Annotated in this window: 20 protein-coding genes; 11 read left to right on the top strand and 9 right to left on the bottom strand. The window is 37.4% G+C overall.

The window, feature by feature from the left end:
* Nucleotides 1–76 precede the first annotated feature (76 nt).
* Together bcp and GTH25_RS10445 are read right to left on the bottom strand one after the other, a co-directional pair.
* A complete protein-coding gene (gene bcp / locus GTH25_RS10450; RefSeq protein WP_075671886.1) occupies nucleotides 77–547 on the bottom strand; it encodes a thioredoxin-dependent thiol peroxidase in 471 nt (156 codons plus the stop codon).
* Nucleotides 548–564: 17 nt separating this feature from the next.
* Nucleotides 565–1,122 (bottom strand): glycine cleavage system transcriptional repressor, encoded by a 558-nt coding sequence (locus GTH25_RS10445; protein WP_036912784.1) that lies wholly within the window; start codon nucleotides 1,120–1,122, stop codon nucleotides 565–567.
* Nucleotides 1,123–1,337: 215 nt separating this feature from the next.
* Here GTH25_RS10445 and dapA point away from each other — a divergent pair, with 215 nt between their 5' ends.
* From dapA to purC, 4 genes are all read left to right on the top strand, one after another.
* Nucleotides 1,338–2,237, top strand: a complete 900-nt coding sequence (gene dapA, locus GTH25_RS10440; protein ID WP_023581903.1) for a 4-hydroxy-tetrahydrodipicolinate synthase — start codon at nucleotides 1,338–1,340, stop codon at nucleotides 2,235–2,237.
* A 16-nt stretch (nucleotides 2,238–2,253) separates the two neighbouring features.
* A complete protein-coding gene (gene bamC / locus GTH25_RS10435; RefSeq protein ID WP_075671884.1) occupies nucleotides 2,254–3,300 on the top strand; it encodes an outer membrane protein assembly factor BamC in 1,047 nt (348 codons plus the stop codon).
* A gap of 287 nt (nucleotides 3,301–3,587) precedes the next feature.
* The gene (locus GTH25_RS10430) at nucleotides 3,588–4,178 is read left to right on the top strand and encodes a phosphatase PAP2 family protein (RefSeq protein WP_088495302.1); all 591 of its coding nucleotides are present in this window, start codon (nucleotides 3,588–3,590) and stop codon (nucleotides 4,176–4,178) included.
* 522 nt (nucleotides 4,179–4,700) lie between these two features.
* Nucleotides 4,701–5,414, top strand: a complete 714-nt coding sequence (gene purC / locus GTH25_RS10425; protein WP_075671880.1) for a phosphoribosylaminoimidazolesuccinocarboxamide synthase — start codon at nucleotides 4,701–4,703, stop codon at nucleotides 5,412–5,414.
* Between the two features lie 156 nt (nucleotides 5,415–5,570).
* Here purC and GTH25_RS10420 read toward each other — a convergent pair whose 3' ends face one another.
* Both GTH25_RS10420 and GTH25_RS10415 read right to left on the bottom strand, forming a co-directional pair.
* Nucleotides 5,571–6,182: a glutathione S-transferase family protein gene (locus GTH25_RS10420; RefSeq protein ID WP_075671878.1), complete on the bottom strand. Its 612-nt coding sequence runs from the start codon at nucleotides 6,180–6,182 to the stop codon at nucleotides 5,571–5,573.
* A 92-nt stretch (nucleotides 6,183–6,274) separates the two neighbouring features.
* Entirely contained in the window at nucleotides 6,275–6,973 is a 699-nt protein-coding gene (locus GTH25_RS10415) for a helix-turn-helix transcriptional regulator (RefSeq protein ID WP_075671876.1), read from the bottom strand.
* A 224-nt stretch (nucleotides 6,974–7,197) separates the two neighbouring features.
* On the opposite strand from GTH25_RS10415, the gene ypfJ reads away from it, so the two are divergent.
* The 3 genes from ypfJ (at nucleotide 7,198) to GTH25_RS10400 (ending at nucleotide 10,647) form a co-directional block, all read left to right on the top strand.
* Entirely contained in the window at nucleotides 7,198–8,082 is an 885-nt protein-coding gene (ypfJ, locus tag GTH25_RS10410; protein WP_075671874.1) for a KPN_02809 family neutral zinc metallopeptidase, read from the top strand.
* Between the two features lie 61 nt (nucleotides 8,083–8,143).
* Complete coding sequence (locus tag GTH25_RS10405; protein ID WP_006533030.1) at nucleotides 8,144–8,596, top strand: DUF441 domain-containing protein; 453 nt, start codon at nucleotides 8,144–8,146, stop codon at nucleotides 8,594–8,596.
* 2 nt (nucleotides 8,597–8,598) lie between these two features.
* Nucleotides 8,599–10,647 (top strand): tRNA(Met) cytidine acetyltransferase TmcA, encoded by a 2,049-nt coding sequence (locus GTH25_RS10400; RefSeq protein WP_164530549.1) that lies wholly within the window; start codon nucleotides 8,599–8,601, stop codon nucleotides 10,645–10,647.
* On the opposite strand, the gene GTH25_RS10395 is transcribed toward GTH25_RS10400, so the two are convergent.
* The gene (locus GTH25_RS10395) at nucleotides 10,610–10,819 is read right to left on the bottom strand and encodes a YpfN family protein (protein ID WP_075671870.1); all 210 of its coding nucleotides are present in this window, start codon (nucleotides 10,817–10,819) and stop codon (nucleotides 10,610–10,612) included. The two genes, GTH25_RS10400 and GTH25_RS10395, sit on opposite strands and share 38 nt — an antisense overlap.
* A gap of 98 nt (nucleotides 10,820–10,917) precedes the next feature.
* Between GTH25_RS10395 and GTH25_RS10390 the strand changes: the two genes are divergently transcribed.
* Nucleotides 10,918–11,301 (top strand): DUF454 family protein, encoded by a 384-nt coding sequence (locus tag GTH25_RS10390; protein ID WP_098942505.1) that lies wholly within the window; start codon nucleotides 10,918–10,920, stop codon nucleotides 11,299–11,301.
* Nucleotides 11,302–11,303: 2 nt separating this feature from the next.
* On the opposite strand, the gene GTH25_RS10385 is transcribed toward GTH25_RS10390, so the two are convergent.
* From GTH25_RS10385 to GTH25_RS10375, 3 genes are read right to left on the bottom strand one after another with little or no spacing between them, the layout of a single operon-like run.
* Nucleotides 11,304–11,972, bottom strand: a complete 669-nt coding sequence (locus GTH25_RS10385; protein ID WP_075671866.1) for a M15 family metallopeptidase — start codon at nucleotides 11,970–11,972, stop codon at nucleotides 11,304–11,306.
* Nucleotides 11,969–13,099, bottom strand: coding sequence for a succinyl-diaminopimelate desuccinylase (dapE, locus tag GTH25_RS10380; RefSeq protein ID WP_109418869.1), 1,131 nt, complete (start codon nucleotides 13,097–13,099; stop codon nucleotides 11,969–11,971). Before dapE ends, GTH25_RS10385 begins: the two co-directional genes overlap by 4 nt.
* A 5-nt stretch (nucleotides 13,100–13,104) precedes the next feature.
* Complete coding sequence (locus GTH25_RS10375) at nucleotides 13,105–13,476, bottom strand: ArsC family reductase (RefSeq protein WP_075671864.1); 372 nt, start codon at nucleotides 13,474–13,476, stop codon at nucleotides 13,105–13,107.
* 206 nt (nucleotides 13,477–13,682) lie between these two features.
* Between GTH25_RS10375 and GTH25_RS10370 the strand changes: the two genes are divergently transcribed.
* The gene (locus GTH25_RS10370) at nucleotides 13,683–14,243 is read left to right on the top strand and encodes a hypothetical protein (protein WP_075671863.1); all 561 of its coding nucleotides are present in this window, start codon (nucleotides 13,683–13,685) and stop codon (nucleotides 14,241–14,243) included.
* A 79-nt stretch (nucleotides 14,244–14,322) separates the two neighbouring features.
* On the opposite strand, the gene GTH25_RS10365 is transcribed toward GTH25_RS10370, so the two are convergent.
* Entirely contained in the window at nucleotides 14,323–14,946 is a 624-nt protein-coding gene (locus GTH25_RS10365; protein ID WP_075671862.1) for a response regulator, read from the bottom strand.
* A 556-nt stretch (nucleotides 14,947–15,502) separates the two neighbouring features.
* On the opposite strand from GTH25_RS10365, the gene maeB reads away from it, so the two are divergent.
* Together maeB and GTH25_RS10355 are read left to right on the top strand one after the other, a co-directional pair.
* Entirely contained in the window at nucleotides 15,503–17,785 is a 2,283-nt protein-coding gene (maeB, locus tag GTH25_RS10360; protein ID WP_075671861.1) for an NADP-dependent oxaloacetate-decarboxylating malate dehydrogenase, read from the top strand.
* Between the two features lie 182 nt (nucleotides 17,786–17,967).
* Nucleotides 17,968–18,837: a ChaN family lipoprotein gene (locus tag GTH25_RS10355; RefSeq protein WP_075671859.1), complete on the top strand. Its 870-nt coding sequence runs from the start codon at nucleotides 17,968–17,970 to the stop codon at nucleotides 18,835–18,837.
* Nucleotides 18,838–18,896 lie beyond the last annotated feature (59 nt).

Raw genomic sequence — 18,896 nt, 5'->3', positions numbered from 1 at the left:
TGAATGTATTAATAAAAAATAAATAAAAAAACAGACAGTGAAAACTGTCTGTTATCTTATCAATTCAAAGCATTTATTATGGATGCTGAGTGAGATATTCGAGAACGACTTGATGGTGATTACTGGTTTTAAAGTTATCAAATACGTGTTCGATAACACCATTTTTGTCAATTAAGAATGTTGTACGATGAATGCCATCGTAAGTTTTCCCCATAAATTGCTTTTCTCCCCAGATACCAAACTCTTCTGCAATTTTATGATCTTCATCTGAAAGCAACGTGAAATTTAACATCTCTTTTTCAGCGAAACGGGAAAGCTTTTCTGATTTATCAGTGCTGATGCCGAGAACTTCAACCTTAGCTTTTTTTAGTGCATCCATTTCATCACGTAAGCCACAAGCTTGAGTTGTACAACCAGGTGTCATTGCTTTAGGGTAAAAATAAACAAGCACACGTTGGCCAGCGAAATCAGATAAATTAATTGTTTCTCCATCTTGGTCGGGCAGACTGAATTGAGGCGCCTTTTCACCGGCTTTTAATGGGTTCATTAGGTCATTCTCCATTTTTACTGTTTCATCATCAGACTATTTACGATACTTATTGTGCCTTGAGCGTTCAGCTCTGTACATAATTGATTAAATTTCTCATTAATAACAAGACCATGATCATCTAATGGATTATGCGCCGTAATTTGTATTTCTAAACGCGCAGGTGAACCATCTTCTGACGGGTGTGTTTTAGATATTAATTCAGCAAGATTAAAATTATGTTGGCTAAATAGATTAGTAAAGCGTTCTACAATACCGGGCGCATCTTCAATATCAACTTTTGCTGCGATTGTTGAAGGATAGGTAATCGGTGCACCATTGGTGGTCCTTTTCATTACGGTCAATAGATCCAGTTCCGCACTTTTAATGGGCAACAACGCTTCTAATTGTGCGATAGCGTTCCAGCCACCTGAAAGTAGCATGATAAACGTAAACTCTTGACCAAACATCGCAAGTCGGCTGTCCTCGATATTACATCCGCATTGGCTGACTAATTGTGTAATGGTATCAACAATACCAGGACGGTCAGCCCCTAATGCAGTAATGACGAGAAAATGTTTATCAGGTATGGGCAAAATAAGGTTCCTTTTGACTTTCAGTTTATTCTTAACAGGTAAACACAAATTTCGATTTCTGCCAAGATCTCAGGCTCACTATCTTCAATTATTATATCTCTTTAATTCATATCAAAGAATATTAGCAAATTTCATTAGAAACCTAGAGTTAAGTAGTTTTCAATAGAGCAATGAATGAGTACCATTGAGTATACGTCTATCTCGGAGCAATGATTATGGTGAATAACGAATTTAATTTTACAGGCAGTATGGTGGCATTGGTTACACCAATGGACGCAAAAGGCAATGTTGACCGGGTTAGTTTACGTAAATTAGTTGACTATCATGTTAATGCAGGCAGTGCTGCAATAGTTTCTGTTGGTACAACAGGAGAATCTGCAACATTAAGTCATGACGAGCATGTTGATGTCGTTCTAATGACATTAGATATGGCTGATGGGCGTATTCCTGTGATTGCTGGTACTGGTGCTAATGCAACATCTGAAGCTGTTTGGTTTACACAACAGTTTGAAAATAAAGGTATTGCAGGTTGTTTAAGTGTCACGCCTTATTATAATAAACCTTCACAAGAAGGATTATATCAGCACTTTAAAGCGATTTCTGAAAGCACTGCGTTACCACAAATCCTGTATAATGTACCGGGTCGTACTGGATGCGATTTATTGCCTGTAACAGTTGCACGTTTAGCCAAGTTGGATAATATTGTGGCAATTAAAGAGGCGACAGGGAACTTAAGTCGTGTTAGTCAAATCCAAGAGTTGGTTAATGATGATAGTTTTATCTTATTGAGTGGCGATGACGCATCATCATTAGACTTTATGCAACTTGGCGGTCATGGTGTTATTTCGGTTACTGCTAACGTTGCTGCGTCAGAGATGGTAGAATTATGTCGATTAGCAAATGCGGGTGAGTTTGCAAAAGCACGTGAACTTAATCGACGTCTGATGGACTTACATCATCAGTTATTTGTTGAACCTAATCCAATCCCAGCTAAATGGGCGTGTCAACGTATTGGATTGATTGAAGACGCCACATTGCGCTTACCTATGACTCCGTTGACATCATCAGGTCAGCAAATTGTTGAGAAAGCGCTGTTAACAGCGGGAATACTGTAAAACTTAGGGAATTTTAATGGCAACACTATTGCATAAATCAAAGATTATGAAAGTCGCGGGTCTGTCGCTGGTGGTTTTACTGGCAGCCTGTTCAAGTGATCAGCGCTATAAACGTCAGGTCAGTGGTGATGAGTCTTATTTAGAGACGGCAGGGCTAAAGAATTTAGCGATTCCGGCGGGTATGGTGTTGCCTTTGCAAAATGGGGAATATGACATTCCAACCCCTAAAAAAACTGAACCTGTTGGTTTAGCGCTTGATATTCGTCCACCAACTCAAGCACTGAATCTGTTAAGTGGTTCACGTAGTGAAAATAATGCAGATAACAGCCGTTTGTTATTACCAAATACACCTGAAAACACAACACTGTATGAGCAAGTTAGCTCTATCTTAAAAGAGAAAGGTGTTGCAATTGTCAAAAGTGATGCTGGGCAAAAAGAGATCCACACTGATTGGATCACATGGTTACGTGCAGATGAAAACGTACCTTTCCAAACTCGTCAGCGTTTAGTGATTGCTCAGTCAGGTAATGTTATTTCGTTAACAGTGACGAACGAAGGTTTACGCCAAGGCGAAACTGAGATAACAGATCCGACTGAAGTGAAGCGTTACAATATTTTGATGCTTAACGAATTGGTTGACGGCTTAAATCGTATGCGTAATTTAAGCGAAAATACGGCAAGCAGTAGCTTACAAGGTATTATCGATGTCCAAAGTGGCAGTGATAATGCGGGTCTTCCAGTGATTATCGTTCGTGCACCATTTGATGTGGTTTGGGATAGATTGCCTATCGCATTAGAAAGTGTTGGTATGAAGATGGGCGATCGCACACGTTCTAAAGGTTCAATTGAAGTAACCTATAAAGGAATGAGCAGTGCGAACTGGAGTGCGTTAGGTGTTGATAGACCAACTGTTGAAGAAGCGGATTATAAATTACAAGTCGGCGATTTAAATAACCGCAGTAGTTTACAATTTATCAGTGATAAAGGTAAACCATTAACACAATCACAAAATGATCAAATGGTTGCTGCACTGAAAGCTGCTTTCAGTAAACCAGTTAAATAAGTATTATTCTTTAAAAATATGAGAAGCCGCACAATAAACATTGTGCGGCTTTTTTATGATCTTAACTTAATTGTATTAATCTAAATTGAAATTTATTTATAAAAATGCAATTGAGGCTATCAAATTAAACATCATTAATTGAATGCTCTTTTAATGATAGGATTTAATTTAAATTTATTAATAATATTAATCTTAATGCAATACGCTTAAATTTATGCAATATTGCGTCAATTCTTATTCTTAAATAAAAATAACAAAGCATTCTCTGACTATATGAAGGAGTATTTATGAGTGCAGGTGATATGATTATTCACTTGATATTAAGTGGGATACTTATTGTAGGTGTTTATCAGTTTTATTTTTTTACTCAACGATATACATTGAGAGAAGTGAAAGTTATTAATTCACCAATTGATGAAAAAATTCCTTTCTGGCCATGGTGGTCATGGATCTATAGCTTTTTATATTATCCTGCAATTTTATATCTCAACTGGATCATTCAAGACTCAAGACAATTCATTATGATTGTTTTTAGTTATATTGTTTTGTTAGTCATGCAAATGTTTTTCTTTGTTGTGTTCCCTGTTGCAACCCCTGCACATTGGCGCACCTTAAACCCAGGAAAAACAGCGTCAGAGAAATTTCTTAAGTTTGTTCAGTATTTTGATGATTCCTCAAACTGCTTCCCGAGTATGCACGTTTCGGTTGCAACACTCACCGCATGTCTTGCTTATGCAACCTTAGGGCCTTGGGTTTTCTTATTCCCATTATTTATTGCATTATCTTGCATGTTCACGAAACAACATTACTTAATTGATTTACCTGCTGGTGCTTTATTAGGTTGGTTTGCTTATGAGATCTACTGTTACATTATTTAATTAAAGTATGATGTTATTAATAGATAACATGGGTCTTTTAAAATATAAAAAATAGATTAGAGATAATAATTAAAACTTGCTGATGCTAACACTGATAACCAGATTAAATTTCAATAAAAAGAAATTAATCTGGTTTTTTATTATTGATTACTCAAAATAAATGTAATGTGAAACAGAACTAATACTTACTAAGAATATCATCTGAAAATAGAAATAATGGAGTGATATAATCTATAATTATTCTTATTCTGACTTTTTATTTTTTATATATTCTAATTTTATCAAGCGATTTTTATTAGTGATTATAACTTTCGTTATTAGTGTAATTATTCAATAGAATTAATTGAAGTATGATTTCTTATAACAGAGATTATTTTTAATAAAAAATGTTGTGAACTCTGGGTTAAGGGCGAGATTTTTTAGTGATAGCACTCACGTTTTAAAAGCTTTTTTGTCTGATCTAGAGTAGAGTATGGGAAGCAAATTTCTTGTTAAACCTATCACATCTTTGGAGTGTGTCAGATGCAGAAAAAAGCTGAGTTGTATCGTGGAAAAGCCAAAACGGTCTATGCCACTGAATCTTCTGATTTTCTTATCCTTGAATTCAGAAATGATACATCAGCGTTAGATGGCCAACGTATTGAACAGTTTGATCGTAAAGGCATGGTAAATAACAAATTTAACCATTTCATTATGAATAAACTGGAAGAAGCGGGTATCCCAACGCAGATGGAACGTTTGCTTTCTGATAATGAAGTGCTAGTAAAAAAACTCGATATGGTACCTGTTGAATGCGTTATTCGTAATCGTGCTGCGGGATCATTAGTCAAACGTTTAGGTATCGAAGAAGGTACGCTTTTAAACCCACCAATCTTTGATTTATTCTTAAAAGATGATGCTCGTCATGATCCTATGGTCAATGAATCTTACTGTGAAACTTTTGGCTGGGTGTCTAAAGAAAACCTCGCAGAAATGAAACGTTTGAGCTATAAAGCAAACGATGTCCTTAGCGAAATCTTTGATAAAGCAGGACTTATTTTAGTCGATTTTAAACTTGAGTTTGGTCTATTTCACGGCAAAGTTGTATTAGGTGATGAGTTCTCTCCTGATGGTAGCCGTCTATGGGATAAAAAGACCTTAGATAAAATGGATAAAGACCGTTTCCGTCAAAGCTTAGGCGGATTAATAGAAGCATACGAAGAAGTTGCACGTCGAATTGGTGTTTCTTTAGACTAAATACGCAAACGATTACGTCAGGTTAAATAAGATGTAATTAGAAAAGGTCAGCTTAAAAGCTGACCTTTTGTCTTAAATGGGGCGTATTAAATAGAATGTATTAAACAAGTAACTATAGCGATAGCTTAATTGAATGATGTTCAATAATAAGAAAATTTATCGTAAATCTAAGCTTTCTAATAATTGTTTAATTTCTTTATTAAGCGCAAGGCTATCAATATATTGGTTAATCAGTGGTGTAGGTTGGATCAATGCATACTTGCACAAAAATATAAGGAAATAACCCACATACACATCAACGGCCATCATATTTTTACCACAAAGATAAGGTTTAGCGCTGGCTAAGCCCGTTTCTAAGCAATGAAAAGTGCGTTCAAAAGAACCAAAACCAGATGATTTTTGTTGCTCTTCATTAAGGTCAATATCAAGCTCTTTTACAGTGAATGCCGCTTCAATAGGGCCTGCGGTAAAAAAGAACCAACGATAATAAGCAGCGCGCTCAGGTGAATTAAGGGCGGGAGCAAATCCTTTCTCAATAAACTTATCTGCTAAATAAGCACAAATTGCTGCTGTCTCTGTAACGACGACTTCACCATCAACTAATGCCGGAACTTTTGCCATCGGATTAATAGCAAGATATTCAGGGGTACGCATAGGTTCGCCATATTCTAATTCAACACGCTGATAAGGCACATCTAATATTTTTAAGAAAAGCTCAGCTGTGTTACCACGAGACATTGCATTAGTATAAAGAATAAGTTCACTCATAATGTTTCCTTACTGTGTTGATTAATATGATGTTGTTTAAACTGAAATAGCTAAGTTAAAAACAGCAAGGAAGATATTATCCAAACAATGTGTCAATTCTTGTCAGGAGCCTCTTTCAATATCTCTTTTTTCCAACGTGAGAATAAATAGCTTTTTGGGTAAGGTAAATTATCACCTAAGACTTCATAAGAGATAATTCTATCAAGCCTAAAATGGCGATAGCTTTGGCGTAATTCACACCATGCTGCAATAACCTGAGAATCTTGAAAATAACCAACAGCAATAGGCCAAATAATCCGAGTACTTAATTTTTTTTGGACATCCTGATAATCTATTTTTGCTTTCTTTTCTTCGCGTAAACTAAAACGCATATCTTTAGCAATGGTATGATCAACTTCAATAATTCGGTTAGTAGGAACAAATAATGTGTTTTGTTCAAGCAAGGTTTGATGCTGTGCCGTTACCACGGCATTGATTTTATTAATTGCCCGTAATGCCGAGTAACTTAATTCTTTATCTGTATGACTTTCTACCCAACGTAGGCCTAAAATAAGCGCTTCAAGTTCATTAATATCAAAGGTTAATGGTGGCAGGAGTAAGCCTGATTTTAGTTGATAACCTATACCAGCTTCACCCGTGATTTCAGCACCTTGATTACGCAAAGATTCAATATCACGATAAATAGATCTGACACTAATCTGCAATTTATCTGCTAGCGCTTCTGCCGTTATCGGATAGCGATTTTCTTTTAAAATCTGCAATAAAGTGAGTAAACGTTGAGTTCGAGTCATTAAATTATCTATTTATTAGTGAAGAAAAAACACAAAGGTAAGAAATAAGAATTCTATTATGAAATGACTAGGATGTGTTGAGTTATTTTCTCTAATAGTCTCTATTATCTTGTTCTCAAAAAATAGGGAATAGAGATTGCAATTTTTTGTTATTATCTCAAATCAAGTAACGAATTTGTTCATAATAAAGCTAAAGTCGTCTATTTAAACTGTGGGGATAAGTTATGCGTTGGAATGATCGCCGAAGAAGTGACAATGTTGAAGATAGAAGAGGGCAATCTTCCTCCGCATCAGGCGGTGGTAATCTCCCATTAGGATTAATTGCACTTTTATTACGCACTAAATACGGGTTTGTGGTTATCATTATTTTAGTGATAGCTAGTTTTATGGGGTTTGATCTTAACTCATTAACAGGTGAAACCAACCAAGCACCACAACGCAACGAACAACAAAGTGCTCTTTATAATGAAGCAGCAGATTTTAGTAGCGTTGTTTTAGCCAGTACAGAAGATTTTTGGCAAACTATTTTTGCACAAGCGGGTAAACAATATAGCTATCCTAAACTTGTTTTATATACCAATAGCACCACAACGCAATGCGGTACAGGTACAAAAATAATGGGACCTTTTTATTGCCCTGCGGATAGAAAAATTTATCTCGATCTCTCTTTTTATAATGAAATGAAACATAGCCTAGGTGGTGGCGGTGAATTTGCTCAAGGTTATGTGATTTCGCATGAAGTAGGGCACCATGTTCAGCATTTATTAGGTATTACTAATCAAATGCGTGAAAAACAGCAAATGGCCCGCTCAAAAGCAGAAGCGAATCGTTTATCCGTAAAATTAGAACTGCAAGCAGACTGTTTTGCTGGAATGTGGGGACACTTTATTGCAGGTGAAGGCCGTATTGATGAAAGTGATTTATTAACAGCAATTAAAACGGCGCAAGCGATCGGTGATGACAAATTACAGAAGCAGCAACAAGGCTATGCTGTGCCTGATAGCTTTACTCACGGTACCGCAGAACAGCGTAAGACTTGGTTTATGCGTGGTTATAATAGTGGCAATATCAAATCTTGCGATACATTTGCTTCTTCGTCTTTGAACTAATACCATTCGTCAACAAATAAAAGATAATTAACTCTATAAAGAGAAAGGCTTAGGAACAAACATGAGTAACGTTGATCCCTCACTATTAATTTTGCTGGTTCTCGCCGGACTTGGTATTATTAGTCATAATATGACTGTAACGTTAGCAATGCTTGCTTTGCTAGTGATTAAAATCACACCTCTAAATCAATATTTTCCTGTTGTTGAAAAATATGGCATGACCATCGGGATCTTAATTCTGACCATTGGGGTAATGACACCCATTGCAACAGGGCGTATTTCAGGGCAAGAAGTGCTTAACTCATTTTTAAACTGGAAATCATTATTAGCGATTGCAATAGGTATCGCGGTTTCTTGGTTAGGTGCACGAGGTGTTTCTTTAATGAATAACCAGCCTTCAACAGTTGCTGGCTTATTAGTGGGAACCGTCATTGGTGTAGCACTTTTCCGAGGTGTGCCTGTTGGGCCGTTAATTGCAGCCGGTATTCTTTCATTGTTAATCGGTAAATCCTAGCTGTGCCAGTTTTCTATTTGCATCAATATCAGCAAAAGTTAGCCCAATTAGGGCAACGTCAGTTACTGCTATTAGCGGGTGATCCTGCATGGCAAATGACGCAAATCCAGCAAATTACTCAATTATGCCAAGGAGATTGGGTCACTATTTCTTCCAATCAACCCCATGCTATTTTGCCTGAACAAGCTATTCGTCTGTTAGGGCGTGAGTTTCTACATGCTGTTTTTGATGCCAATGAGGGATTTAATACTGATGCTTTAGCCATGTTAACAGGCACATTAAAAGCAGGTAGTTTATTGATTTTATGTCTACCTGATATTGAAAGTTGGGATAGTTATATCGATAACGATAGTCAGCGTTGGAATGATGCTCAAGGCCTACTTTCAACACCAAATTTTATGGCATGGCTAAAAAATATTACTTTAGATGATGAACAAGTGATTGTCTGGCAACAATCAATGCCATTTCAATTTCCCACATTGATTGAAAAAACTAAGCTTTGGGCGCTTCCACAAGGTAAACCAACCGCAGAGCAGCAAGCGATTTTAGATAGTTTACTCTCATCGACATCCGGTGTTTGGAGTATTATTGCACCAAGAGGCAGAGGAAAGTCAGCGCTGGCGGGAATGTTTATCGAGCAATATCAAGGAAATGTACTGGTATGCGCGCCAGCTAAAAATAGTACAGATGTTTTATCTTCACACACCAATAAAGTCATTTCATTTTATTCTCCAGATAATTTATTAGCGCTATGCATAAATAACGAAATTCAAAGTGATTGGCTGATTATTGATGAGGCAGCTTCTCTACCTATTGCACAACTAGAAGAGCTGTGTGGTTATTTTTCTCATGTATTAATGACAACCACAGTGCAAGGTTATGAGGGAACAGGGCGCGGTTTTATGCTGAAGTTAGGAGATAACATTCCTAATTTACGTACACTTCAATTACAAACGCCCATTCGTTGGGCTAAAGATTGCCCATTAGAAAATTGGCTTAATCAATTGCTATTACTTGATGAGCCTGAGTATGATTTTGAACGCCAACAACAAGGTGAGGTCGATATCCACCAGATCCAAGAAAATTGGCACAATAACATTTCACAACTACATGATTTTTATCAATTGCTTACTAGTGCGCATTATCGAACAACACCTCTTGACCTACGACGTTTACTTGATGGTCAAAAGCAGCGTTATTGGTCAGCATCCATTAATAAAAAAATCGTGGGTGCTGTGTGGTGTATTGAAGAAGGAGGATTGCCTTTCGACCTCGCTCACGATGTTTGGCTAGGGACTCGTAGGCCTAGAGGTAATCTGGTTGCTCAATCATTAGTCACTTATGGTCTAACACCTGATGCAATGTGTTTGAATTCATTGCGTATTAGTCGCATTGCTGTTTTGCCTCAATATCGACGTCAAAAAATTGCCACAACTTTAATTGCTAATATTGTAAAAGAGAGCCAAAAACAGACTATTGATTATCTTTCTGTAAGCTTTGGTTACACTGAAGTGTTGGCGCGATTTTGGATGCAATGTGGCTTTCAAATAGTGCGATTAGGAGTACATAAAGAGGCGAGCAGTGGATGTTATGCCGCAATGGCAATTTATCCATTAACAGAAAAAGGCAAACAGTTATTGCACTCTTCTTTACGTGCTTTTGCTTTGCAATATTCGCAGATAGAACAGCAAACAAAACTCTGTTTAGCGGATAATTTAATACCAAGTCATATTGCTACACCACAAGACGATTGGTTAATGATGGCGGGTTTTGCATTTGCTCATCGACCAGCCCTTACTGTTTATGAGAGTGTTGCTAACTTTTTGGTGGGTTATGAGCAACACTATCCGTTATTAGTGGCTTTTTTTATAGACAATAAATCAGTTGAGCAGTGTGTGGCTGAGTTTTCTTTATTAGGAAAAAAAGTCTTAACTAAGCAATTAAGAGAGCAATGCGCGCACTTAATGGCTGAAAAAGATGCTCAGTTAACATCGCGTTATCAACAGTGGTTGGCTACTTATTCTCATCCTTCTTGTTTTGATTTTGTTTAGGCCAATCATCTTCATCATCCCATTTATCATTAAAATCACGATGTGGTGGTAACTTTCGCTTATTTTTAAGAAATTGCTTGGGATCGATTTTGTTCATATCTTTAATAGCGTTAATAATAATCCCTACTAAAAGAATTAAAATTACCCACCAATAGTCAGCAAGCCAGTGCATAAATAAGCCTTATATTTTAAAATTGTTGTTGAGAATGAGGATCTTTTTTATTTACTCTATAAAATAACGCGATAAAGCATGAGTTGGAAAAGCACAGCATGAAACGGATATTATTGATTATAGCAGGTTGGTTATGTGTAGGATTAGCCACATTAGGGGTTATTTTACCTGTATTACCCACTACACCTTTCTTATTACTAGCCACATGGTGTTTTTCTCGCTCGTCAAAGCGTTTCCATTATTGGTTACTTTATCGCTCTTGGTTTGGCCCTTATTTACGATATTGGCAAACTTATCGCGCTATGCCTAAAGGGGCAAAACCTAAAGCCATCTTAGTGATCTTAATTACCTTTGCGATTTCTCTGTGGTTAGTGTCTATGCTTTGGGTCAGAATATTATTGCTAATAATCTTAGTGTGTTTGTTGATATTTATGTGGAGGCTTCCCGTTAACGATCAACAAGAAGCTCCATGTGAAAAATAACGTTATTCAGGCAAAACAATGTAACGTGCAAATATTTCATCAAGATTAGCTAATAGCCACTGTTTACCATAAATATTTTCTTCTTCTAACACCGATTTTAGAATATCAGGTGTGTAAGCAAGCGAAGCTTCATGAGAAAGTGGCCAGTAACTGATATGCCAAGGCTCGTAAGCAATATCGCTTTCTTTATGAGTAAAAGGGCGATAAAAATCATACGCTGACATATTCTCCGTTAACCATCCATTAAGCTCTGCAAAATAGCCACCTTCTTCGTATTCCCAAGGTTCTAATTGTAATGATTGACCTTCAGGTAAGCGAAAAGGGTCGTAAATATCAATCTCAGTACCCCAATGATGGCGACTTGCACCGGGCAACGCCGACCATTTTAAAATAGCGAGACAGCGTTCACCTTCTGATAATGCATGAATATCCATTGGTTGGCTCTGTGCATCTAAAACAGGACGACTGCCTTCAAACTTTCCATTCCATATCGCTAATTGACGATTAAAATCACGAAAAGAGCTAGCTGGCATTAATTTAAAGCCTGCTTTTGTGGCTTGTTGCTGTAACGCTAAAAAAGCCTTAGTGGCATTAAATTGTAAGCGATGCTGACCGGATAAAGTGACTAAATGGTCGGTAGAACGGCCCGTTAGCATTAAAGGCGTTATCATAAAATAAGTTGCTCCATAACCCGCTGATAAATTCGGCTAAGTTGTTGTAAATCGGCTGCATTAACACACTCATTAACTTTATGGATTGTTGCATTAACGGGGCCTAATTCGACAACTTGTGCTCCCATTTGGGCAATAAATCTACCATCAGAAGTGCCCCCACTGGTGGAAAGTTCTGGCTCTAAATTGGTGTAATGCTTAACTGAGTAGCGTACTGCTTCAAGTAACTTACCTTGTCCAGTAATAAAAGGCTGACCAGATAACGACCATTCTAATTGGTAGCGAAGTTGGTGTTTTTGTAATAACGCTTCTGTGCGTTGACGAATTTCTTCATCCGTAATTGCGGTACTAAAGCGGAAATTAAATTGAATAAACAGCTCACCGGGGATCACATTATTACTGCCTGTACCTGCATGAATATTGGCAATTTGCATTGTGGTGGCAGGGAAAAATTCGTTGCCTTCATCCCAAACGGTATTAACAAGTTCTTGGATAAAAGGAGAGGCAAGATGAATAGGATTTTCTGCAAGGTGAGGATACGCGACATGACCTTGCACACCTTGAATAATTAAATTTGCTGTTATTGAGCCTCGGCGACCATTTTTTACCATATCACCTAAATGATGTTGGCTTGAAGGTTCACCCACAAGGCAATAATCAAGGCGTTCGCCACGTGATATTAATGATTGTACGACCTTAACTGTACCATCTGCGGCTTTAGCTTCTTCATCTGATGTAATTAAAAAAGCGAGTCGTCCACGGTGATCAGGATAAGATCGAACAAAGCGCTCAGCGGCTACAATCATGGCGGCAAGCGAACCTTTCATATCTGCCGCTCCGCGCCCATATAACATACCATCACGAATAGATGGTTCAAAAGGTGGGTTATCCCATAAATTAGGATCACCTGTTGGTACAACATCAGTATGACCAGCAAAAGCCAGCGTTTCACCTTCACCACCACGACAAGCCCAGAGATTTTCAGTTTCACCAAAAGGCATTCTTTCAATAGTAAAACCAAGAGGGGCAAGCCTATCAATAATCAATTGCTGACAACCTTGATCATCAGGGCTGATTGATGGACGCGAAATCAGTTGTTGTGCAAGCTCAATAACAGGACAGGACATAAAAATTAGGCTCCTGTAAAGGTCGAATAATCATTGGTATCAAAACCAACGATAAAGCGGTTGTCAGATGACACAAGAATAGGACGTTTAATAATGGCTGGTTTATCTAACATAAGTGAAATTGCAGAGGTAACATCAGTGATTGCGTTCTTTTCTTCATCGGATAATTGACGCCAAGTTGTTCCTCTTTTATTCACAAGTGTCTGCCAATCTAAATTTTCTGTAAAGGTGCGTAATAATGCTTCCGTCAAACCCTCTTTGCGGTAATCATGAAACGCGTAAGGAATATGATTATCATCTAACCATTTACGCGCTTTTTTGATGGTATCGCAATTTTTTATGCCGTACATGGTATATGTCAGGTTTGTCGTGGACATGATATTTTCCTTATATGACAATACGTAATATTAGTATTGATGTGAATGAGTGTTATACAATTCCAAAATAACAGCTTTTGTTGTAGTGAAAAATCCTATTTACATTATAAAATATATCGGATATTAAACTGTCACGTTAGTGTAACGAATTGTGTAGCGTAGAGTAATACAAATACGAATAAAGATTTCCGTTGGTAAAAGAAAATATGAAAAGTATTTCACTGAGTCTTATATTGCTTTTACTCTCTTCTTTTAGTTGGGCAGACGAAGAAAAAGACAGTCCAAAAGTTGATGAGTATAAAATAGCCTTAGAGGCCTTTTTTAACAGTGATTATTTATTGTGTTTGGGCGAAGGGAAATGGCCTGTGTACAGCAATGAAGATGATGCACCTTGGGTATTAGAAAGAATGCATGCATTAGTCGAAGCAGGATTGATTGAACAAACCGCAAATGGAGAAGAGTGGGTGTTTAATCTTAGTGAAAAAGGGCGCAAAGCTTGGCAACCTTATCAAGACTTCTGTTATGGTCATCTTTTCATTAGTCAGATAAAAGAAATTCAGCCAATAGGCTCAGGTAAAAGTAAAATTTATTTCTATTATGGAGTGAAAGGCGTTCCTTCATGGGCAACCAATGAAGAAATACAATCTGCTTTTAGCGAACTTGATATTGTGATTAATGGGATAAATCGAGAGCTGTATCAGTTAAATATTGAGAAATTACCTGATAACCATTTTAAAGTATTGAGTTATCCAGTACCTATTGAGTAACAAATGACTTGATGTAGCCTTAAATGGAATATTAAAACGATATATCTTATTACCCCGACCTAGCGTCGGGGTAAAACGTTTAGTGCTGATGCTTAATAAGAATAAGACTGGCAGCTAAACGAGAAGTGACTTGCAGTTTCTTTAAAATATTACGAATGTGAACTTTCACTGTTTCTTCAGAAATAAATAAATTCTCAGCAATTTGCTTATTTTTCATTCCAGCAGACACTTCATGAAGAACATCTAATTCTCTTTTAGTCAACGCTGAAAGTGGATCAGAATAGTTTTGTCTAAGCTGAATATATTGCCACACTCGCTCGCTATAAACTGGATGCCCAACAGCTGCTTTGCGTAGACTAAGTAATAGCATGTCTAATTCACACTCTTTTAAAAGATAACCGTTTGCGCCTGCATCCAACGCAGCATAAACATCATTACGTGAATCAGAAACGGATAAAACAAGAACATAAGATGTTAAACCAGAGCGACGAAGTGTCCGAATAATATCAATACCTGAACGCCCTTGTAGATTTAAATCCATCATAATTAAGTCTGGATTCAATTGTTTTGCAGCGGTTACAGCCTCTTGAGCATTGCCACTTTCGCTTACTACGACAAAATCCTTGTCTTTTTCTAACAATAGCCGTAATCCATATCTCATGATAGGGTGATCATCCACTATCATAATTGAGTAGCTAGGCATAACCCCTCTCCCTAAAAAAAAATAATAATGTGTGTAATCTTTCCAATAGCAGAAAATAAAAAAGTAAATTCCAAATGAGGAATAAAAATTAGAATCAGACATCTTATTAAAAGAATAAGAAAATAAAATTGACGGTTGGCAATATTACACCAATTATTGTTACTGGTAAAAAAGAAAATAACCAAAAAGACTAACAAAAAATCCAATTCTATAAAATCTTTATAGTTACAATGAGTTGTGCGGGGGTGAGACTATTTTAAAAATAATCAACAAGTGAAAATAGTTATTGTTTTTTTAAACTATATAAAAAATTTAATTATTTTAAATGTTAATTTAATATCTGGTAAATAATAAACAAATATTGTCTTTTTTCTGTTCGAGTTTATTACACAGATGAAATTAAATAGCGTCAATAATATACCTATAATTAGGTATTAATTGTTTATAATGGATCTCGTTTACTAATTTGAAAAAAGTGTCGGAGCCGTCATGATTTAACGCTCCATTACCATTATACTAACGAAGCCCTTACCCTATTGATACAAAGGATATGAAGATGGAAGACAAATTAAAACAAAGCGCTCTGGATTTTCATGAATTTCCCGTACCAGGCAAAATCACAGTAACACCGACAAAACCACTCACAACTCAACGTGATTTAGCATTAGCTTATTCACCAGGTGTCGCCGCTCCTTGTTTAGAAATTGCAGCCGATCCTCTTGCCGCTTATCGCTATACAGCTAAAGGCAACCTTGTCGCGGTGATTTCAAATGGTACTGCAGTACTTGGACTTGGAAATATCGGTGCCTTAGCAGGTAAGCCTGTGATGGAAGGTAAAGGCGTTTTATTTAAGAAGTTTTCTGGCGTTGATGTTTTTGACATCGAAGTTAATGAGACAGATCCTGATAAACTTGTTGATATTATTGCGTCATTAGAGCCAACATTTGGTGGTATTAACCTCGAAGACATTAAAGCACCAGAGTGTTTCTATATTGAGAAAAAACTGCGTGAGAAAATGAACATTCCTGTATTCCATGATGATCAGCATGGTACAGCGATTATTTCTACAGCAGCCATTCTCAATGGCTTACGTATTATTAAAAAAGAGATCAGCAAAGTAAAATTAGTGGTATCAGGTGCCGGCGCCGCATCTATTGCTTGTATGAACTTATTGGTTGCTTTAGGGCTAACACGCGAAAACATCACTGTATGTGACTCTAAAGGGGTTATCTACCGCGGTCGTGAAGCCAATATGGCAGAAACTAAAGCGGCTTATGCGATTGAAGATAATGGTACTCGTACATTAGATGATGTAATTAATAATGCTGACATCTTCTTAGGTTGTTCAGGGCCGGGCGTATTAACGCAAGAAATGGTCAAAAAAATGGCACGCGATCCACTTATTCTCGCGCTTGCAAATCCAGAACCTGAAATTTTACCACCGCTAGCAAAAGCAGTACGTTCAGATGCAATTATCTGTACAGGGCGTTCAGACTACCCAAATCAGGTTAATAACGTATTGTGTTTCCCATTCATTTTCCGTGGCGCATTAGACGTTGGTGCGACTGCAATTAATGAGGAAATGAAACTCGCCTGTGTTCATGCTATTGCAGAATTAGCGTTAGCAGAACAAAACGAAGAAGTTGCTTCTGCTTATGGTGATCAGGAACTCTCTTTTGGCCCTGAATACATTATTCCAAAACCATTTGATCCACGTTTGATTGTGAAAATTGCGCCAGCAGTTGCAAAAGCAGCGATGGATTCTGGTGTTGCGACACGTCCAATTGAAGACTTCTCTGCTTATATTGAACACCTTAATGAGTTTGTTTATAAAACAAACTTATTTATGAAGCCTATTTTCTCTCAAGCGAAGAAAGAGAAAAAACGTATTGTATTAGCAGAAGGGGAAGAAAACCGCGTACTGCATGCAACGCAAGAACTAGTAACGTTAGGATTAGCCACACCAATCTTAATTGGTCGCCCTAGTGTGATTGAAATGCGTATTCAGAAATTGGGTTTACATATTAAAGCCGGTAAAGACTTTGAAGTGGTGAATAATGAAAACGATCCACGTTTCAAAGAGTACTGGCAAGAATATCACCAAATCATGAAACGTCGCGGTGTATCACAAGAGCAAGCTCGCCGTGCAATGATTGGTAATCCAACACTGATTGGTGCCATTATGGTTCGCCGAGGTGAAGCAGACGGCCTGATTTGCGGTACAGTAGGTAGCTATTCTGAACATTTTGAAATCTACAAAAATGTGTTCGGTTTACGTGAAGGAATGGAAACAGCTGGCGCAATGAACGCACTGTTATTGCCAAGTGGTAACACCTTTATTACAGATACTTACGTTAATGAAGATCCAACCGCAGAACAGCTAGCCGATATAACGATTATGGCTGCTGATACTATCCGTCGCTTTGGTATTGAGCCAAAAGCAGCGCTGGTTTCTCGTTCAAGCTTTGGTTCATTCGATAGCCCATCTTCAATTAAACTCAGAAAAGCATTAGAGATAATCAAACAACGCGCACCTGAATTAGAAATTGATGGTGAAATGCACGCAGATGCGGCATTAGTAGAATCTATTCGTCGTGACGTGATGCCAGATAGTCCATTAAAAGGCTCTGCAAACCTGTTAGTTATGCCAACAATGGAAGCCGCACGTATTAGCTATAACTTATTACGTGTAACGAGCTCTGATGGTGTAACAGTAGGGCCTGTATTAATGGGTGTTGCTAAACCAGCACACATCTTGACACCAATTGCGTCAGTACGTCGTATCGTGAATATGGTGGCATTAGCTGTTGTTGAAGCTCAGGCAAAATCTCAAAACTAATTGTTACTAATTAGATAGTCACATCCATAAAGCGCCTTTTATCAGGCGCTTTTTTTGTATCTTTAAAATAGGTATAAAAGCACCAAATGCAAATTAATATAAGAATGATATTGATAATTATTAGCAATAATATTAACCTATTTGCCCAACTGAAGTAAGTATATATAACTAATAGGATGATTATGTTTTTCTCAATATCAAAAAGGATCTTACTACTAGTTTCATTAATTAGTCTTTCAGCATGTCATTCGATAGAAAAACAACCTGCATCACCCGTAGATCTGACAATTATTCAGTCGGCAAATATCATTGATACTCAGACTGGGCAATCCATCACAGCAGATACACTATTAACACGATTAGCAAGTCAATCACGTGTGATTATTGGCGAAAAACATGACAATGCTTATCATCATGATATTGAATATTGGTTGATGACAGAGTTACCTAAAAAGCGACCCCAAGGCGCTGTTTTACTCGAGATGCTAACGCCAAGCCAGCAATCCTTAGTTGATAACACAAAGAAACGTTATTCAGGATCTGAATACTTACGTGATGAGCGATTAATGGCTGCATTAAAGTGGAATTCAGGTTGGCCTTGGAAATGGTATGGCAATATTGTTAAAGCAGGACTAAGCGCCGATTATCCTTTATTAGCCGCCAATATTGATCGCAGTGAAATATCTAGTGCGTATAAAAATCCTCCTATTATTGATGGTGTGCATTCAACTGATAAATCCGTTCGCCAACTTATTCAAAAAACAATCGAGCTTTCTCATGGTGGCGAGCTTGATAAAACACAAGCAGAAAAAATGACAGTTATCCAGCAATTGCGTGATCGTGCAATGGCGAAAAGTTTATTAGATGCTCCTACGCCTGCACTTTTAATTGCTGGCTCTTTTCATGCCACAAAAATAATGGGTGTACCTTTACACGTTGCTGATTTAGCGCCGAATGAAAACGTGACAGTCGTGATAATGGCAGAAGAGGGAAGTGATGTTACTTCAGTTCATGCAGATTATCTTTGGATAACACCTGTCGCATTACCTTAATTTATTGATAACACGATTATGCTTATTTCCTCTTGTATGGATCAAATGCCAAAATTTCA

It is taken from the genome of Proteus terrae subsp. cibarius, assembly GCF_011045835.1.
Classification (GTDB): domain Bacteria; phylum Pseudomonadota; class Gammaproteobacteria; order Enterobacterales; family Enterobacteriaceae; genus Proteus; species Proteus cibarius.
This window is presented reverse-complemented; position numbering and strand designations above follow the sequence as displayed.

What these genes read in the sequence shown, in the direction of transcription:
- bcp (WP_075671886.1), bottom strand. Translation starts at nt 547, where the DNA reads ATGAACCCATTAAAAGCCGGTGAAAAGGCGCCTCAATTCAGTCTGCCC.
- dapA (WP_023581903.1), top strand. Translation starts at nt 1,338, where the DNA reads ATGGTGAATAACGAATTTAATTTTACAGGCAGTATGGTGGCATTGGTT.
- bamC (WP_075671884.1), top strand. Translation starts at nt 2,254, where the DNA reads ATGGCAACACTATTGCATAAATCAAAGATTATGAAAGTCGCGGGTCTG.
- GTH25_RS10430 (WP_088495302.1), top strand. Translation starts at nt 3,588, where the DNA reads ATGAGTGCAGGTGATATGATTATTCACTTGATATTAAGTGGGATACTT.
- purC (WP_075671880.1), top strand. Translation starts at nt 4,701, where the DNA reads ATGCAGAAAAAAGCTGAGTTGTATCGTGGAAAAGCCAAAACGGTCTAT.
- GTH25_RS10420 (WP_075671878.1), bottom strand. Translation starts at nt 6,182, where the DNA reads ATGAGTGAACTTATTCTTTATACTAATGCAATGTCTCGTGGTAACACA.
- GTH25_RS10415 (WP_075671876.1), bottom strand. Translation starts at nt 6,973, where the DNA reads ATGACTCGAACTCAACGTTTACTCACTTTATTGCAGATTTTAAAAGAA.
- ypfJ (WP_075671874.1), top strand. Translation starts at nt 7,198, where the DNA reads ATGCGTTGGAATGATCGCCGAAGAAGTGACAATGTTGAAGATAGAAGA.
- GTH25_RS10405 (WP_006533030.1), top strand. Translation starts at nt 8,144, where the DNA reads ATGAGTAACGTTGATCCCTCACTATTAATTTTGCTGGTTCTCGCCGGA.
- GTH25_RS10395 (WP_075671870.1), bottom strand. Translation starts at nt 10,819, where the DNA reads ATGCACTGGCTTGCTGACTATTGGTGGGTAATTTTAATTCTTTTAGTA.
- GTH25_RS10390 (WP_098942505.1), top strand. Translation starts at nt 10,918, where the DNA reads ATGAAACGGATATTATTGATTATAGCAGGTTGGTTATGTGTAGGATTA.
- GTH25_RS10385 (WP_075671866.1), bottom strand. Translation starts at nt 11,972, where the DNA reads ATGATAACGCCTTTAATGCTAACGGGCCGTTCTACCGACCATTTAGTC.
- dapE (WP_109418869.1), bottom strand. Translation starts at nt 13,099, where the DNA reads ATGTCCTGTCCTGTTATTGAGCTTGCACAACAACTGATTTCGCGTCCA.
- GTH25_RS10375 (WP_075671864.1), bottom strand. Translation starts at nt 13,476, where the DNA reads ATGTCCACGACAAACCTGACATATACCATGTACGGCATAAAAAATTGC.
- GTH25_RS10370 (WP_075671863.1), top strand. Translation starts at nt 13,683, where the DNA reads ATGAAAAGTATTTCACTGAGTCTTATATTGCTTTTACTCTCTTCTTTT.
- GTH25_RS10365 (WP_075671862.1), bottom strand. Translation starts at nt 14,946, where the DNA reads ATGCCTAGCTACTCAATTATGATAGTGGATGATCACCCTATCATGAGA.
- maeB (WP_075671861.1), top strand. Translation starts at nt 15,503, where the DNA reads ATGGAAGACAAATTAAAACAAAGCGCTCTGGATTTTCATGAATTTCCC.
- GTH25_RS10355 (WP_075671859.1), top strand. Translation starts at nt 17,968, where the DNA reads ATGTTTTTCTCAATATCAAAAAGGATCTTACTACTAGTTTCATTAATT.